The following is a 17,176-nucleotide window of genomic DNA, read 5'->3' on the forward strand; positions in this document are numbered from 1 at the left end:
GCATAAGCGCGCATATGTTAACGTTCTAGACTGCACACCTGATCATGCCGAGTTCGTTTTCGGGAGCGTTCAACAGACGGTCGAGTTAAGCCGTGCTAAAGTGCCGCAGTACTTTTTAGAGAGTGCTGTGAGTTTTCAAAGCGTTGCCGAGGGAATTTTAGGCGGGGTTTGGTTCCCGTTAACTTCATATTACCCGCGCTACGCGACATTGCCAGTCGACGATGAAATCGCCGGTGCTCTTGTCGCGTCCGAAAGGGCGGCGGCCAGATAGCTGTCGACCAGCTTGAGATCGCCAATGAATTTGACGTTCAAACTGCCGGTTACATGGTTTCTGTCGCTCACGACCCCGAGTGCCTTTGCTGTGAATTGTTTCGGGTTTCGTGCCGTCCAAAGTGCTCGCCTTAGCTGCAATCCGTTCGAACCTTCGCTGACTTTTCCCGTCGTGTTCCAGAAATGCCTTAGGTTGTACCCAGCAGGTGATCTCTCGCATCTCTCAAAGGTTTGTCGTTTTCGGTAGCAACGGCCAAAGCCAAAGCGCCTTGCAACGTTGAAATGACAATTTGAGGTGTGAGGGGTCTCTCATCGCCTTCCAATGCAATCTCAATCCATTCGCCTAGGCGTTCATAGAATTTGCGGATTTCCTCCGATGTACCGACTGGAACGTAGGTTGCGACTGATCCTAGGACGGTACACAGACAGGTTGATCCCTCAAAGGCGAACGCCGATGCATATGCGTCGATAAGTCTGGTCAATCTATCTCTGGGAGGCTCACTTGGCGTATTCGGCGCACCGAGTGCGTCAATGAAACGGTCCGCATATCTGCGCGTCACGCGTTCTGCCAGATCAGCCTTTGTGGGAAAGTGGTAATGCACTGAGGCGCTCTTGATGCCAATCGCGCCCGCGATGTCGCGGAAGCTGACGGAGTCCAGACCCCCTTTGCGCATCTCGCGCTCGGCATAGTCTAAGATCTGTGTTTCTCGTTCGCTGCTCATGTGCCTATTCCAAGTAACTATATCTACCACTAGATAGACTATCGTTACGCGAATGCAAGTCGCATGATCGTGAACAACGATTGTTTGGAGACACACTGAGATCTGACAGCATCAAACTCCATGAATGTAGGAAGCTCTTTGCAAAAGGTACGCGTCGAATCAAGCAGTTAGAAAGGCTTTTCTCGTAGTCAGCTCCAAATTTAGTTCTACATTTTTCGGATCATCCTTCAAAGTTGACAGAGCTGACTGTCACTCAAACCTTACACTTTTCAGTGCCTTATCGTCTACTTCAGAACTCTTCAGATCTGATTGTGCCTGAATGTGTTGTTGAACGCGGCTTTGGTCACCGATCCTTTGTGCAGCTCTCGACGATACCAGAGTTTTGGCATGTGAGGATTGTAAGATGACAGCGCACGACACCAGAGACCTGCTTGCCCGCACAGACACTGTTCGGGTCTCCACTCCAAATGAGGCGCAGATCCAGGCGTTCGCGCGCCTAAGTGTCCACCAGTCAGAAGACACGCCGATATCGGTCGCGCATACAAGCGACACTGATCGGATATTTGTCTGCTTTGGTACTGCGTCACTTTCATGTGTGTCGACCGATCTAAGAGTTGGCGAGTGCGTCTTGATACCGGGTTCGACAACGCAGTGCCCTTATGTCGTGTCTGGTGAATTTGTGATGGTTGAGATCGACAAGGTCATGCGCAACCAACCAGAGATGGGCGAAGCACTGGGCTCAGATTGTGAACTACGGGGCCGGTCTGCATGCTTCACGGCGTTGGCAGATGCTGCACGTCGGCATTCGAACAAAGATCTCCGCCAATTTCACAACTATGCCCACTCCTTTGCAGTATTGGGGCTGGCAGAACTACAAGCATTGTCCGCGCGCGCCGCACACGAACCGGAGCTCCCGAAGTGGCAGCTGAGGGCGATTGACGCGTATGTTGAAGAGAATCTTGATCGTTCGATTAAGATCAATGATCTGGCCGCTCTCTGCGACTATTCCACTGCACATTTTTCTCGGCTGTTCAAGGCGCGCACCGGCCGCACGCCACACAAGTATGTGCTGGAAAGACGCGTCGACATCGCTTGCTCCCAACTTCGGGAAAGCGAAGATACGATCAGCGACGTGGCATATGGCACCGGGTTTTCATCTCAGTCACACATGACATCGACGTTCAAACAACTTATCGGTATGACACCTAACGAAGTACGCTGTGCCGAAGAGACACGGATGTCACAGCTAGTAGCTGCGTAGTTTACTCCGCGGAATCGAGTTCTTCTTCACGGTCCATTTGGGAAGATATCGACCCCCATTCCTTGCCAGCTTTGACACGCATTTCTTCGATTAGCGGCTGGAGTTCTGCATTCCGCCTGATGTTTTCGAACACAGGTGACCGTTCCAGGGTCCCGATAAACACAAAGCCATTGTCAACGGCCGCTCTGACCGTTGCCAGGAGAGCTGTGTCGTTGCCTTCCAGCGCGTGAAGACCAGCGAGTGCTATGTATTCCTCCTCGAGCACCAGGCCCTCAAGTGGGAGCGTCTCGAAGTACCGACGAATATTTTCAAAAATGATCTGTGTGTCTGGATCAGCGTTCTTTCGATTAACATCAGCATAAAAAACTGAGTCAAAAAGGAAAGTTGTCGATATCTCCGCAGAAGGACCCTTGAATTCGCTGTATATCCCTGCCGTGTTCAAGAACTCGTATAGTGGGGTGCTATCACCGAACGTATAGGAGAGAAATCCCGAGAACTGCCCTAACGGATCCTCCAGAAGACTGGCGCGCGCCTTTGCCTCGTCACCGGCAAGCGTATGCCCCAGCACTCTTAGCGCGGGCGACGCAATATAGCACTCAAACTGTTGGATCTGGCCGATGCTGCGCAATAACAGAAGCATCTGAAACTGCGCATCGTAGCTTTCAGGAGAGATCGAAAGCGCGTCCCTCAGCAAGAGAAAAGCCTGCCCATACTCGCCCGTTTCTCGTGAGAACAAAGCTAAGTCTGTTAGTGCCTCAACGTCCTGGCTGTTCCATCGCAAGTTCTGCCGGGCAAATATGAAAGCTTCTCTGATCGCCCGTTTTTCAAACTTAGCTCTTGCAACGCGGGACAACAATTCCGGTGACAGCGGATCAAAGGACAGCGCCTTCTCAAATGCCTCTTCGGAGGCACGGACCCTCCCCAAACGTCGGAGAACATCTGCGCGAAGTACAATTGCGCGTTCGTTGTTTGGATCGGAAGCGAGTGCGCGGTCGTAGTATTGCAATTCGAGGGGGAGCCTGTCGTGATACCTGGCCTGCAGACCAAGCGCGACAAGCACGTCTGGGCTGTCAGGCGCAATACGGGTAACCGGATCAATGTACTTGTCGATCGCTCGTGCCACGGCAACATTTGTCAAACCTGAATACGTATTGGCACGGTGATAGGCCAAGATAATCGCCGTATATGCCGGGACAAAATCCGGCTCGGTCGCAATGACACGTTCCAGCCGGTTGATAGCATCAATGATGAGAGGTCCGTCGCGAGACTGCAACAACCGGCTTGCTTGCTCATAATCGTTGTGTGCTTCTGGAGCGACGAGTTGTTCAGAAGACAAGTTGGACGTCACACCCAATGAATTCAGAAAATTGAGAGCTGCTGTTCGGATAGCCTTTGCACGCTCCGGCTCTGCCTGCGCAAGCTCTCTGGGCAATTCCAGCGCATGGGTCCATTTGACGATACCCGATTGCGCTTCTGTCATCCGAATTGTCACACTGAGTTGACCCCCAACTTCCGAAAAACTTCCTGATACGAGATGATTGGTGCCTAAAGCCTCGGAAATCTCATTTGGAGACGCGTCCGTGTTTTGGAATCTGAAGGAAGACAGCGCGGATACGACCTTGATGTCAGGTATTGTACTCAACACGTCTATGAGAGACTGTGCCAGATGCAGATCGGCGGCGATCGCACGCAAACTTCCATCGGTCGTCGTGAAAGGGAGAACAGCGACAATCATCTCCGTTTCGCCCTCATCCACCAATAACTGCGCGGTATTGGGGATTTCCTCTCCTTTGAGCCCTGACTGGGAGCCAAATTGAAAAGGCGATAGCAGCATAAAGGCCGGTACAGCCGCCACCAGTGCTAGTATTCCGTAGAGTGCGGGCTTAAGAAAAGGAAAGCGCTTGGCCCTAGCTCCTTCAGCCATTGCAGGGGTCACTTCATTCGGCTGATGCAACGCTTCGCCGGCGATCATCGTCACATCACCGACAAATTTGTATCCCTCGTTCATGAACGTTTTGATGAGCCGTTGCGTGCGGCCATCATCGCGCACCGCGCGCCGGGCCGCCCTAATCCGATTGTCGATCACTGACGAAGAGACTGATTTGCCACGCCAGACTTCATCCAAGAGCGCATCTCTCGTCACGATTGTTCCCGCATTCTTCAGAAGGATATGCAGGACGTGGCTGATTTGGGGCTCAAGCGGTACGAGCTCATCATCACGAAAAAGCTCACATCGGTCCCCATCAAACCTGTAGTTCTCAAATTCGAAACTGTTCATAATTTGAGCCCCTGAAGTCTGCTTTGCATCCTTGACGAGTTGACCCCGCTGAGCGGCGGAAACGCTTCTGCCGAGATGGGTGACGTTACGCTGCGTAAACTACCTAGTGCACTAGCGATCGTCAACCGTTGTAACTTGCACTGCGTTGAACAGGCCGGCGATCGCGGGTGCTGATACTCTGGCCGAGGCGCAATCAGGACGACCAAGCTAACCCTTGACGAGCAGTACCTAAGGAGTAGACCAAGCCATTTTCCGGTCTTGTGAGTTGAGGTCGCGTGAAGTCTTACTTTGAAACAGCGCTATTCAAATGGGAAGCTGTCTAGCCGTTCCGCCCCTGTTTCGGTCACCAAGACTTGGGTTTCCAGCTTGATGCTTTCCGAGCCCTCCTCAGCAATCAGGCTTTCAACGCAGACAACTTGACCTGGTTCAAAACACCCTGACATGGCCCCTGTGCCCCAGTCCACATGCAGCGGAACCACAGGCCATTCATCAGCCATGCCAACACCATGGACTGCCAGTGAATAGCGAAAAGGCACATGTGCCTCCGGGATGCGCCAGCTCTTGTCATTGAATTCATCAAAGCTCATTCCCGGGCCGACGAGGTCCAGATTGTGATGAATCTGCTCCAATGCAGTGTCGTAAAGCCGGCGCTGCGTATCGTTCATTTTGGAGTATCCACAGGTCCAGGAGCGCGACAGATCGGCACAATAGCCGTAGGGTCCAATCATGTCGGTATCGAACGAAATCATCTCACCCGCTTGGCACACTCGGTCTGAACATTCCTGATACCACGGGTTAGTCCGTGGACCACATGTCAGCAACTTCGTTTCCAGCCAGTCACCGCCCGAGCGGGCGTTTTCGAAATGAAGATGTGCCCATAGCTCGCGTTCGGTTACGCCGGGTTGGGAATGGTCGAAAATCCTGGCCATCCCGGCCTCGCAAACACGGATTGTCCAGCGCATCAACTCAATTTCATCCGCCGACTTAATTGAGCGCGCGATTTCGGTCATTTGCGTGCCCTCGACATAGCTCAGTCCGCGCGCCTCCAACGCGTGGATCCCGCTACCACCAAGACTGTCACAGGCGATACGCGTGTTACCGCCACCAAAATCCTGGACCAGCTCGGCAATTTCATCAGCCCAAGCGTCTATAGCGGCACCGACCTTGTCGCCCGAGGCCATGAACATCCAGGTTTTGGCAACCCGGACTTCATCAATACCCGGCAGACCTTCAGATTGGTGTAAACAGCCCTTGAATTCGAACATGAGCGCCGGGCCATCCGCCAGAATGAGCGCGTAGCGCATCGGGTTGTGCAGCGTCCAGACCTGCATGTTTGAACAATCAAACGCATAGCGGATGTTGCAGGGGTCATAGAGCAATAGTGCTGCGCAATCCGAGCGGTCCAATGCCGCGCGCAAACGGCCCAGCCGATACGCACGTGCGCGTGCCAACACATCATCGCTGACCGAGCTTATGAGCGGTTTGTCAGCGCCTTTGGCGTTTAGATAGGTGAGTTTGCGACCGTCCTTAAAGGCAGTGTCCAGGCTCATGCAGCACGTCCATAGAAACCGATGCGTTCCTGTTCCGAAAACTCTACATCTGGATGCTCGAAATAGGAAAAGACAGCAATGATCCTGTCTTGATCGCCTTTCACGGGGGTCACGCGATGTGCCGTGTTCTTTCCCTGGAAGATGTTGAGCGTGCCCGGCTCCAACACAATGCGCCTAGTGCTACGGCGTCCTTCCAGCAAGTCAGCCACGCCGGCGTAGTTCGGATCATCCGCACTGCGCAGGTTCTGATCATACTCAAATTCGCCACCAACATCAGACGCTTGCAACAAGAGGGTGGTGGTGAATTCGGAACGGTCAAAATGCCAGTTCAAAGCCTGTCCTTTGTGATAGCTCATCACATTGACGCGCGCCAATGGGTCTTTCATCGTGAACAGCTCTGATTTGTCCATCACCGCCGCGAGGAACTGTGCAAAAGGCGGCCACTCATAAAGCTGGATCACCGCAGCCTGACCCATCTGATCCGCACAGATCGTGCGATTCGAGGTTTCGAATTCGGTTAGCGCGGGATGGTCGGCAGGCAATCCATCGATCTCTTTCTGGAAGTAGATGTTATGCTTGCGAGCGTGCGTGAAAGACTGGGTCTCCAAAACGGGTTTCAGCTCTGCCACGGCCTTGGGTAGCGCCTTTGCGTTTATGAAACCTGTAATGTTGAATAGGCCATCCTTTGCAAGTCTAGCCTTGCAATCATCGACGAGGGCAACCCATTCCGAACTGCCGGGCCGATCTAAAGGATAATCGTGCAGATTGATCAGCTCGCGCATGTCAGCTCTCCTCCTACTTGCGAGCAAGGTAGAACCGTGCACCCTTTTAACAAACAGCATTTCTAATTATGGTGCATAAGAATATCTATTGGAGAGCCAGTGATTTACAATGCCCCTATGAACGCTCTCAAAGCCTTTGAAGCGGCCGCCAGAACCGGGTCGTTCACGGCCGCCGCAGCCGAATTGGGCGTCAGTGCTCCCGCAGTAAGCCAGCAAGTGAAACTCTTGGAGGCCTTTTGGCAGCAGGCTCTTTTTATTCGTCAGGGCAATCGGCTGTCTTTGACAGATGCCGGCCAGACCGCCTATCCGCAGCTGGCCCAGGCCATGAGCATTCTGGCCGACCTCTCGGCCAGAATGCAGAGCGACGAAATCAAGAAAACTCGGCTGGTGCTAAGTGCGCCACACTCAGTTGTGGAAACATGGCTGCCCGCGAAGCTTAGACCGCTGATGCACGCTTATGACTATTCTCCGATTGACGTCCGCATTGACGACGACCCTATCGATTTTGCGCGAGACAAGATCGACATGAGAATTTTCTTTGGTCATGATCTTTACGGCGACTATCAGACCGAAAATTTGTTTACTGATAGCTTGATCGCGGTCGCCAGTCCGGATTTTTCGCGCCGTTTCGGTTCCCGTGTGCAGGATTTGTCGGATTGCTACCTGATCCACACGTATTGGGGCAGCGGGTTTGCCTCATCGCCAAACTGGGAAACAGTGCTGCCTGTGGGCAAAACCATCAATCGTAATCTTGGCATGTCGGTCAATAACAGCAGTACGGCCTTGAACTTTGCTCGCAATGGGTTTGGAGCGGCCTTAATTCCGACCGAGATGGCGGCTGATGACCTTTCCGAGCGGCGCATCGTGCAAATGGATGCTGAAACTATTCAATTGCCCCGAAGCTACCGCATTGCATTTCCCAAGCGGCTGCACTCCCATCCGACCATAGTTGGCGTGCTGGATGCTTTATCACACTATCCAAGACAATCGAATTGAGGGAGAGCCTTTACGTTCGAATGGATGTTAAAGCTGGCGTTCCTAAGCGGATGACAGAAGTCAGCTTTGCCGCTACTGCGGACGATATGCCGTTTAGCTTGAACATCCTGTCTGGGCCGGAAACGCCCGGCATTTGGGTCGGTGGTGAGTAACGCGCAGCGATGATTGGATTCCAAAATTTCACTACACTACGTCAGAGATGCGCAACGCTCCACATTTGAAGGCCAGTAGGTTCAATCGCGCCGTGAGAACTCATTCTTTCCGCAACTTCATCACAAGATTTGCTTTGCCGTTCGCAGCGATGACCTCGCCAGTTACGAGATAGCGGGTGTTCTCGCTCGGTCTGCCGTCCATCCTCGAGCCAAGATCACGGATCCATTCAATGGACGGCAGGCTTGAGGCAATTTGCAGTTCAGTCGGGTTTCCGTCGGTATCCAGCGGCAAATCATCCAAATCGAAAGTGCCAACAAGGGTGGTTTCGGTCTCATCTAAGTCAGAGATGGGTCGTAGAGAGACCATTTTTGTACTGGCCGCAAGCAACGGGGTCGTCGTTTGGGCGTTTTGGGCCTTTTGAAACATAGAATGCCAGGCCACAGAAGATGAGACTTCGGCAACCGAAAAGGAAGTGGCGACCATAGCAACGAAGGGCAGGGCGAGCGTTATCCGTTTCGATTGCGTGAGCAAGTTGATGAAACGCCATCCAAACGAGGTTTCAGCACCGGTTTTGGAGCGGACAGTGTCTGAGTGTTCGGATGCATTGGTTGTCAAAACGTCCTCTACAAACATGAACCCCTTATTGACATGTGTTTTGATGAATTTCTGGTGGCGGCCGTCATCATTCAGTGCCAACCTTGCGGCACGGATGCGGTTGTCGACAACAGCCGGAGAAACCGCCCGTCCGCCCCAAACGTCCGACAGGAGCTGTTCTCGGGAAATTATCTTTCCGTGGTTTGTCATAAGAGCGTTGAGTACCTGACCAACTTGAGGCTCAATCGGAACAACTTGACCAGCTTGGGTCAGTGTGTTCGACGTGCGGTCAAATTCGAAGTCATCGAACCTTAGTGCATCCATGGTGCAAAACCCCCTTTTGGTCCTGAGTCTTTGTCTTCTTACCCAGAACGTTAGATGGAGGCACCCAGTCGCGCTTTTACGATATTTCGGAGGTTTTTCGATTCTTGTGGGAATGACTCGTAGAATCGAAAATTTGGTCATAATTCCCAAAAAAATATTGTGGTTAAGCCGCAAGAAATTCAGCTTGTCGCGTGATCCTCCATGTAGACAGTGTCGTAAGATACAATGTGTTTGTCCGACATGACAAATGGCTGTTGCTCTATGTTCACAGACGTAAAGCCTTGATCAACTGTCAAAAGACGGCTTATCCGTTCGAGATGAAAAGACCGCACATCACACTTTGGTTGGTTCTGACCATTGCAAGCGCGGGTCTTCTATTGATGTTCGCACCCGATATCTTGTCCTGGCAGACTGTAACTGTCCAAAACCAAGGAACAGACGTGGTCGACATCACTGTTTATGATCGCGTTTGGTCAATAGGAGCCAACGAACACGCCACCATCCAATTTCGATCCAACAAGGGAGATGCAAGTTTCGAAATCTCTGTCGGAGCCATCAAGGAGCAGTTCGGCTACGTAACAGGCAGTCTTGGAGGATGCGCCGATATCAAAGTGACCAGTGTGGCGCGCATTGAGTTTGCGCAGAAAACAGGGGTGTTGTGCCATCTCGTATGGTGAGTGGATTGCAGTTCGGAAAAGGAAAAAATTTAGCAAATCGCCGCCTTTGACAGGCAATCTTGGGCCTGGAGAAAGTCTCTTGGTGACTGAGCCCTAGCGTACAGCTAACTCAGAACGAAAGCGCGAGGGTGACTTGCCGGTTTCTCGTTTGAAAATAGTCGAGAAGTGTCCGTGGTTTTCGTAACCTACAGCCGCAGCAACCTCTGTGATAGGGTGGTCCGTTGTGGCCAGCAGATCTTTCGCGGCATCCACACGCTTTAGAATGATGTACCTGTGCGGCGGTTCCCCAAATGACTGTTTGAACATGGCGGCAAAGTGAAACCGGCTAAGGCCGGCTCGTTCGGCAAGTCCATCAAGTGTCAAGGGTTCAGCATAGTTTTCATCGATGAAGTCCCGCAGAGAATTGGTCTTATGCGCAGCCAACCCTCCTTTTGAATGGATGTCTGCATCATCCAGTTGGGTTTGTTCTTCGAGGAAGTTGCCGAACGCCGTTTCGACGGCAGCAAAGATAATGTCTTCCGTGAACGGTTTGATAATATAACCGTTGACCCGAAGGTTTCGAGCCACTTTGACGGTGTTCGCATCGGAAGAGGATGACAAGATCACGATCGGCAGGGAATGTGTCTCGCGGAGTCGCTCTGCCACATCAAGGCCCGACAACTCGCCTTTCAGCCGGATATCCAGAATTGCAATTTCCGGATTTTCCTGATCGGCAATCGCGATCGCGCGATCATAGTCTGCAGCAATACCACAGACCTTGTACCCCAGATGCGTAAGAATATCCCCCAGATCGCGGGCGGTGACGGCTTCGTCTTCTACGATAAGGGCGCGCATGGGTACTCAAACCTCGTTAGGTCTTTCGCGCAAGATGATGGCCCAATAGCCAGACCTTGCGTCATTTCTCTTTCTGATCGTCCAGGCATTTCAGCGGGAGAGCGCCAAAACAAATGCTAGTGTACACACGTTCGTTTTGATGCTGGAAGACCTTAATTGCCAATCATGGAGACCAATGACCTGTTCACCACAAGAATCCGCAAGACACCAAAAGAAAGCGAAAGCCATCTCGGCACATCGGGGCTAAGCGGGCGTCTCCAAGCGGTAATGGAGTCCTGTCGATCTTTGACAGCCTCCAGTCCAGACGTCCTTGTTTGTTTCCTTCCTTGCCACTCCAACGCCGCAGGTTAATACGCCGATGCCACATCAAACGAACGCGGTCTGTGGGATCCGTAGCTCCCAGACCGTACCCTGCGCTCGCTTCAAAAAACCGAAATGAGCGTCAATCTGTTGGGCCAGATCTTTCACGAGGTCGAGTCCAAGTGAATTGGTTTTCTCCAGATCAAAGTCAGAAGGAAGTCCAACGCCGCTGTCAATGACACTCAAAAGGTAACCGCCACTCTCATCCGCCTTGAAAGAGAACACAATTTCCTCATGTTCCTGCCCTTCATAGCCATGCTCAAATGCGTTTGAAACTAACTCGCAAATGATGAGCCCTATCGGTCCAAGCGCGTCGATATTGATGGATTGTTGACTACCTTCTTCCACATTCACAATACATTCTGTCTGGTAGATGCCCGTCAGGCGCTCTGCCAATTTCTCAAGGTATTCCTTGACCGGCACTACTTCCATTGAATCGGAGTTTTGAAGGTTTTCGTGTATCGAGGCCATGCTCAAAACACGTGCTTGAACGGCTTGCATGCTCGCCGCTGTATCAGAGGCAGGATCAATACGGCGGCGTTCGAGACCAAGCAGGCTTGCGACAACTTGAAGGTTGTTTTTGACCCGATGGTTCAATTCCGCCATCAGAACTTCGCGCTCTTTGACCAGACCAGTGAGCTGATCATTGATTTTCTGCCGCTGCCGGGACACGCGGAACAAGGCAACCAGAAGCCCGACTGCAATTAACGTGCCTACGAGGACAAAAGCCAGAAAGGCACGGGTTCTAGTGGCAAGAGCGCGTGCCTCAGCTTCGTTCTTCTGAGCAGACTCAACAGCCCGCTGGTTAAAGACCTCTTGCACGCTCGCCATCGCGATTTCGGTCTGTTGGCGACTTTGTGCCTGAAGGAAACGGTAGCGTGATTCAGACGCTGTTCTTGAGAAGCTCAAAGCTGCTTTGAGATCGCCACGACGTTCATATGCAAGCGACAGGACATTCGCTCCATCCGCACGCTGGCGTTCATATTGGACCGATTCAGATATCGTGAGGCAGGCATCACCATAACCAATGGCCTCTTCAAACTGCTGCAATTCCAATGCGGAACGGGCGGCTACGCAGGCGGCCTCCGCCTCCCGATCATGGGTGTTCAATTGACCAAAGAGCTCGCGCGCTTCGACAGACAGGGACAAAGCTTCAGCAAACTGACCGCGTGCCAGGGCGATTTCGCTTGTGTTTCTGAGCTCGATTGCTTCGCTGTACTGCCCCGGTGAGACGTCGTAGATTTCGTCGCGGCCCTTTTCGATTAGGCCGTCAACCTCATCAAATTTGTCTTGCCGGGCCAGTACGCGGGCAAGCTCAAAAAGGGAATAGGTTCGAAAGGTCAGATTTTGCTCAACTTCTATAGAAGAGCGCAAGTGATCCTCTGCCACAGGCAAAAGGCCCATCGCGTCCATTTGCAGGCCAATATGGTAATGTGCAAGCGCTTCAACGATCCCATTGGGATTGACCGCAGTCATGTCGAGCGCCTCTTGAAATCGTTTTAGTGCGTCGGCATATCGTTCGCGCTGTTGCTCCAGAATTCCGATATTGAGGATCAGTCTCGGAATCTCGGTACCTTCTCCTTGCTCGGCCTGAGCGAGCGCGAGGAAGTAATATTTCTCTGCAGAATCCAACTCGTTCTGGATTGCATAGGTGACGGCAACGCCCCGCAGGACACTAGAATGCAGGTCATAGTTAGTGCGTCCTTCTGAGCGCTCGTCGGCCAACAACATCAGGTCCCGCGCTCTCGAAGGGTCTTCGTAGACCAGAAGCTCAAAAACTTCTTGGCCGATTTCTATTGCCTCATCACCGGTAGCACTTGCCAATCGATCTTCGAATGACAGTTCGGTCGTTTGTGCAGATGTGGTTGACCCTACTATCAGGCTAAGCAGGATGATCGAAGCACAACAGAAGGCGTTCCTAAATCGCAGCACAAGGTGTTGCATCGACGATTTCCCTATTCTTGACGACCCCAACGGGTCGGGCGGCAAAGCCCATTCTACTTTTGGACCTCAGTCTGATATGCGTTTCAAACAAAAAACAAGGCTCGCAGATACGTTTTACCGAAAGGGTCGACGTCTAAGCCATCATTTCCGGAACTGTCGTCGACCGAGGTGTTGCATACGTAATTGGCTGCCCGGCCCCTACGTGGAGGTGGTGAAAGCTTTGCCTCTTCGTATGACAAAGAAGGGATGGACCCGAGCGGATCTATCCCTTCTTTGTTTTTTGGTTCGGCCGTCAGCACCGTGGGCGCAGACGACGCAGGCCATTACTCGACAGGCACAAAGTCGAAATTTTCTGTGCCATACATGAAGAACTCGCAGGGTTTCTCAGAGACGCATGCGGTCGTATGTGGTGTCTCCGCGGCGACGCTCCAAAATGAGCCGGGTGACATGATCGGGGCAGTATCTTCGCCAACAAAGGGATTGGTCATTTTGCCCTTCAGGACGATCGCACGGTAGGCATGGCTATGAATGTGTACGGGTGTTTCAAAGCCCGCCGGAAAGCGGCCAAACGTGCCATGATAGCCTGTCTCGCGATTTCCATAGGCATCCGCAAACGCGACCGGCCCCATGACTTCTTTGAAGACCTTGTCTTCCTCGGGCAAGATCACGTCAGCGACCTCTTCGGCCCAGGATGTGACCGGGTTCAGCATCAGAGACAGAAAGATGACAATTGTTCGCATTGGAATACTCCTTTTTGGTGTGGATCGGCTTCAGCCGAATTGCATGCAGGGCAGGGGGATTTGAGGCTAGCAGACGTCGGAGTCTACTGGTTCCGACCTGCCATCACGCCGCCATCGACGTCGTGAATCGCGCCGGTGGTCCACCCGGCCTTGTCGGACAGCAAGAATGTCGCGTGGTTTGCGATATCCTCTGGACGTCCTACGCGACCAATGGGGTGAAACGCATCGAAGGTGTCTGTGATCGTGTCCTCGATTTTGTCTTTGTCGATGAAAGCGCCATAGATCGGTGTGACAACAACAGCAGGCGAGACGGCATTGACGCGGATGTTGTGTTCTCCCAGCTCCATCGCCAGATGTTGCGTCATCGAGTGGATACCGGCCTTTGCCATCGAATAGGCTGTAGAGGGTGTCGCTTTGATTGCCTGTTTGGCCCACATCGATCCAATGTTCAGGATTGATCCGCCGTTGTTCTTTTTCATGTTCCGCGCGACAGCTTGCGTGATCACGAAGAAGGCCCGGTTCATGTCGAGGTATTTATCATAGTCCTCAACCGTGTTTTCCAGGTACGGCTTGGGCGCAAAGACGCCTGCAGCATTGACCAGCTTGGCAACATGCCGCGTTTCGCCATCGATTTGCGCAACCAGCCCATCGACGCTTTCTGAACTGTAGAGATTGGCAAGGATCGTTTCGGTCGATCCGCTACGGATACCATTCAATTCATCTGCAGCAGCATCGAGGCCCTGCTGTTCATGGCCAAGGATGAGAACATTGTCTCCGTCACTGACCAAATTGCGTGCGATTGCCAGACCCATGCCTGATGTACCGCCGACGATGAGAGATACCTGGTTTGTCATGTGATGTTCCTTGTTCGAGATAGGTGTGAGTGGTGGTTCTGATTGAGAGGTTATTCGGGTGCAGACGGCCAGTAAGAGATGAAACCGTCTCGATTGGGCATACGCACTGCTGGCAGTGAATCCGCGTCAAGCACGTAGTGTTCCGAGATGATCCCGTTGGCATGCAGCAGGTAAGCGGTGACGGCATAGACCTCTTCATCACTCAAGCTGCCTGGTGCCCAGTAAGGCATGGCTCGGCGCACATAATCGAAAACTGTTGTCGAATATGGCCAGTAGCTGCCGACAGTTTTTTCATGCGCACTTTGGGTGAGCGAGCCAATCCCACCCGCCAAAGAACCGGCAGGGCCGCCTTTTGCGTTTTCACCGTGGCACGCAGCACAGTTGTTCTCGTAGACTTCTGCGCCTTGTAGAGCGGTGCCCATACCGGCTGGAAGTCCACGGCCATCAGGGGCAATGGAAATATCCCAAGGCGCAATATCAGTTTCCGAAATGGGTTGGCCAAGTTGCTGCGCATCGGCGGGAAGCGAAAGTCCAACAACGATTAGCAACCCTGTAAGAATATGAGTTCGATTGCTATACATACACATTATTTACCTCGCCCCGTTGATTGATGGCCCAACTCTGGATCGAGTTTTGATGGTAGAGTTGACCGGCTGCATAGGGTTCGTACCAAGCGGCACGTGTGGGCTGGACCGCACCGGTCTCATCGGTTGCGCGGCTCATCAGGACCGTTGGGCCGCCATTCCACTCCCAGGCGATTGCAAACCGCGTCATGGCTTTAGGGAGGATGGTGCCATGTAGAACGGTATCGGTCCAAGATCTGCCCCCATCAGCAGAAACCTCGACCTTCGCAATCTTGCCAGCGCCTGACCAGGCGACACCGGTCACTTGTTGCAGACCTTTTTGGACAGGTGCCGCACCAAATGAGGGGCTCGTGATAACGGATTTGACGCCGAGTTCGTAGGTGAACTGCCGAGCGCGACCGTCCTTCTGCAACAGGGTGTATTTCGACGTCTCGTCTTTGGTGTGCGTCGCTGTAGATGTCACCTTGATCCGGCGGAGCCATTTGATGTTCATGCTGCCTTGCCATCCGGGGACAAGAAGGCGCATAGGATAGCCTTGTTCGGGGCGCAGTCGCTCGCCATTCTGGTAGAGCGCGATCATCGCGTCGCCTTCCAGAGCTTTCGAGATCGGGATGCTCCGAGATTTTTTGGCCGCATCACCGCCTTCTGCCAAGAGCCACTGACCTGCAGGGTCGACGCCGGCTTCGTCCAGTAAGGCGGCCAGTGGAATGCCAGTCCATTCAGCGTTGCCGATCAAGCCGTGGATTTCGCCAGCAGATCGTTGCTGAGGCTCATCAAGGCTGTTGAACAGACTGTTGCCCGCACATTCGATGAAGGCGGTTCGTGTTACCATTGGATAACGCAGCAGATCGGAGACCGAGAACTTCAGCGGGCGCTGGACCAGACCGTGGATCACAAATGCATGTTGATCCGGGTCGATTTCAGGGACGCCGCTGTGGTGGCGTTCGAAAAACAGGCCGTTGGGTGTGATTGTACCCGCCAGTTTTTCGAGGGGAGTAAAAGAAACGCCCGACCCATCTCCAATACCTTCGGGGAAAAGACCAAGAACGGGACGAGTCACATGGCTTTCAAAGGGGGAAGGCTGACCATATTGGCTTTGGATAAGGCCGGGCGCCGAGCTCCAATCAGGAACTCTGAGGGGATCTGAGGACGCCTGGGTTGCGACAATGCCTGCAGGGACGGCAAAAAGGCTACTTTTGAGGAGCAACCGGCGGTTTATCAAACCGCCGCCAGCTGCGTGGTCTTCGGCCTTAGGGGAGAAATCGGATGAAGACATAGTAACCTCGCTTTCCAGGTGTTTGGGAGGACGGTCGTCCTCAGATCAACGGGTTTCGATCAAGCGGAAGCTTTGATGCGTTTGACGGTGTCATCCGTCCACCACACCGCATTTGCGACCATCCGGAAGTTGATCAGTGCGGCAAGATAGCCATCACCTTCGGGTACTTGCGCCCCGGCTGTAGCATCGCGGACAACTGCAACTTCGTAGCCCAGTTCAAGAAGCTCGTAGAGGTGAGCCTGCACACAAAGGTTGGCAGACATACCTGCCAGGATGACTCGGTCAATACCGCGTTTGCGCAATTGCAGGTTCAGGTCGTTCTGGGCTGGTCCGTAGACCTTGTGTGGTGAGCAAACCACTGTCTTGCCGTCGTTGATGTACTGCTTGTATTGCGGCATCCAGTCCGCCCCGGAGTCGGTGAAATTCTCTAGGCTGAGCGGATCTTCACGATCGAACATCATGATGCTGTGCATCACGCGTTCAAGAGTGCCTTCGAACTGCCACTTGTGATCATGCGGGTAGTAATAATGCGGCGAAATAAAGGTCTGCATGTCGACGCCTTTTGCCGCCTTGAACAGCTCTTCGAGATTGTCGACGACCCCTTGTTCCGTGACACTGTTGCCGACCACGCCCCAAGTGACGCCCTTCTCAGAAAGAAAATCGATTTGGGGGTCGATGACGACCAGTGCGGTGTTGGACAGATCGATATCCATCTCACCGACGGGCAGGGCAGGGCTGTCGGGGTCGGCGTATTTCGCCATGGCTTCCGGAGTGGCGGCCAAGGCCTCGCCTCCCGCCGCGACGGCTGCAGTTGCCACGATCGCCGCTCCAGAGCTGGTCATCAAACGCCGACGTGCTGCATCAACCTTTTCCTCGGTCACGTCGCAGCCACAATTCTTATGGTCATGGGTCATCTCAAATCCTCCTGATCCCGGTTGAGACGCTGGTCTTTCGCGCCTGTCTTGGCGAAGCGTCAT

16 protein-coding genes are annotated in these 17,176 nt (G+C 53.1%); 3 read left to right on the plus strand and 13 right to left on the minus strand.

What is annotated here, in order from left to right:
• Positions 1 to 198 precede the first annotated feature (198 nt).
• Complete coding sequence (locus ACMHLQ_RS01760) at positions 199 to 342, minus strand: hypothetical protein (protein ID WP_415400816.1); 144 nt, start codon at positions 340 to 342, stop codon at positions 199 to 201.
• Between the two features lie 116 nt (positions 343 to 458).
• A complete protein-coding gene (locus ACMHLQ_RS01765; protein WP_415400817.1) occupies positions 459 to 992 on the minus strand; it encodes a TetR/AcrR family transcriptional regulator in 534 nt (177 codons plus the stop codon).
• 403 nt (positions 993 to 1,395) lie between these two features.
• On the opposite strand from ACMHLQ_RS01765, the gene ACMHLQ_RS01770 reads away from it, so the two are divergent.
• A complete protein-coding gene (locus tag ACMHLQ_RS01770; RefSeq protein ID WP_415400819.1) occupies positions 1,396 to 2,253 on the plus strand; it encodes a helix-turn-helix domain-containing protein in 858 nt (285 codons plus the stop codon).
• Position 2,254: 1 nt separating this feature from the next.
• On the opposite strand, the gene ACMHLQ_RS01775 is transcribed toward ACMHLQ_RS01770, so the two are convergent.
• The 3 genes from ACMHLQ_RS01775 to ACMHLQ_RS01785 all read right to left on the minus strand — a co-directional run bounded on the left by ACMHLQ_RS01775 (position 2,255) and on the right by ACMHLQ_RS01785 (position 6,863).
• A complete protein-coding gene (locus ACMHLQ_RS01775) occupies positions 2,255 to 4,531 on the minus strand; it encodes a winged helix-turn-helix domain-containing protein (protein WP_415400821.1) in 2,277 nt (758 codons plus the stop codon).
• A 299-nt stretch (positions 4,532 to 4,830) separates the two neighbouring features.
• Positions 4,831 to 6,081 carry a M24 family metallopeptidase gene (locus ACMHLQ_RS01780; RefSeq protein WP_415400823.1) on the minus strand — a complete coding sequence of 417 codons (1,251 nt, stop codon included), beginning with the start codon at positions 6,079 to 6,081 and terminating at the stop codon, positions 4,831 to 4,833.
• Positions 6,078 to 6,863 carry a 2OG-Fe(II) oxygenase gene (locus ACMHLQ_RS01785; RefSeq protein ID WP_415400825.1) on the minus strand — a complete coding sequence of 262 codons (786 nt, stop codon included), beginning with the start codon at positions 6,861 to 6,863 and terminating at the stop codon, positions 6,078 to 6,080. Before ACMHLQ_RS01785 ends, ACMHLQ_RS01780 begins: the two co-directional genes overlap by 4 nt.
• A 117-nt stretch (positions 6,864 to 6,980) precedes the next feature.
• Between ACMHLQ_RS01785 and ACMHLQ_RS01790 the strand changes: the two genes are divergently transcribed.
• On the plus strand, positions 6,981 to 7,859 hold the full coding sequence (locus ACMHLQ_RS01790; protein WP_415400827.1) for a LysR family transcriptional regulator: 879 nt from the start codon (positions 6,981 to 6,983) through the stop codon (positions 7,857 to 7,859).
• A 252-nt stretch (positions 7,860 to 8,111) separates the two neighbouring features.
• Here ACMHLQ_RS01790 and ACMHLQ_RS01795 read toward each other — a convergent pair whose 3' ends face one another.
• The gene (locus ACMHLQ_RS01795; protein WP_415400829.1) at positions 8,112 to 8,930 is read right to left on the minus strand and encodes a winged helix-turn-helix domain-containing protein; all 819 of its coding nucleotides are present in this window, start codon (positions 8,928 to 8,930) and stop codon (positions 8,112 to 8,114) included.
• A gap of 254 nt (positions 8,931 to 9,184) precedes the next feature.
• Here ACMHLQ_RS01795 and ACMHLQ_RS01800 point away from each other — a divergent pair, with 254 nt between their 5' ends.
• A complete protein-coding gene (locus ACMHLQ_RS01800; RefSeq protein ID WP_415400831.1) occupies positions 9,185 to 9,607 on the plus strand; it encodes a hypothetical protein in 423 nt (140 codons plus the stop codon).
• Positions 9,608 to 9,700: 93 nt separating this feature from the next.
• Here ACMHLQ_RS01800 and ACMHLQ_RS01805 read toward each other — a convergent pair whose 3' ends face one another.
• From ACMHLQ_RS01805 to ACMHLQ_RS01835, 7 genes are all read right to left on the minus strand, one after another.
• Positions 9,701 to 10,441, minus strand: a complete 741-nt coding sequence (locus tag ACMHLQ_RS01805; protein ID WP_415400832.1) for a helix-turn-helix domain-containing protein — start codon at positions 10,439 to 10,441, stop codon at positions 9,701 to 9,703.
• Positions 10,442 to 10,807: 366 nt separating this feature from the next.
• Entirely contained in the window at positions 10,808 to 12,745 is a 1,938-nt protein-coding gene (locus ACMHLQ_RS01810) for a histidine kinase dimerization/phosphoacceptor domain -containing protein (RefSeq protein WP_415400834.1), read from the minus strand.
• A 323-nt stretch (positions 12,746 to 13,068) separates the two neighbouring features.
• On the minus strand, positions 13,069 to 13,485 hold the full coding sequence (locus ACMHLQ_RS01815; protein ID WP_415400836.1) for a cupin domain-containing protein: 417 nt from the start codon (positions 13,483 to 13,485) through the stop codon (positions 13,069 to 13,071).
• Between the two features lie 83 nt (positions 13,486 to 13,568).
• Entirely contained in the window at positions 13,569 to 14,339 is a 771-nt protein-coding gene (locus tag ACMHLQ_RS01820) for an SDR family NAD(P)-dependent oxidoreductase (RefSeq protein ID WP_415400838.1), read from the minus strand.
• Between the two features lie 50 nt (positions 14,340 to 14,389).
• On the minus strand, positions 14,390 to 14,920 hold the full coding sequence (locus ACMHLQ_RS01825) for a c-type cytochrome (protein ID WP_415400840.1): 531 nt from the start codon (positions 14,918 to 14,920) through the stop codon (positions 14,390 to 14,392).
• Positions 14,913 to 16,199 carry a sulfite dehydrogenase gene (soxC, locus tag ACMHLQ_RS01830; RefSeq protein WP_415400842.1) on the minus strand — a complete coding sequence of 429 codons (1,287 nt, stop codon included), beginning with the start codon at positions 16,197 to 16,199 and terminating at the stop codon, positions 14,913 to 14,915. Before soxC ends, ACMHLQ_RS01825 begins: the two co-directional genes overlap by 8 nt.
• Before the next feature lie 59 nt (positions 16,200 to 16,258).
• Positions 16,259 to 17,113, minus strand: coding sequence for a cysteine hydrolase (locus ACMHLQ_RS01835; RefSeq protein ID WP_415400844.1), 855 nt, complete (start codon positions 17,111 to 17,113; stop codon positions 16,259 to 16,261).
• Between the last annotated feature and the right edge of the window lie 63 nt (positions 17,114 to 17,176).

This window comes from Tateyamaria algicola, from assembly GCF_047715485.1.
In the GTDB taxonomy this organism is placed as follows: Bacteria; Pseudomonadota; Alphaproteobacteria; order Rhodobacterales; family Rhodobacteraceae; genus Tateyamaria.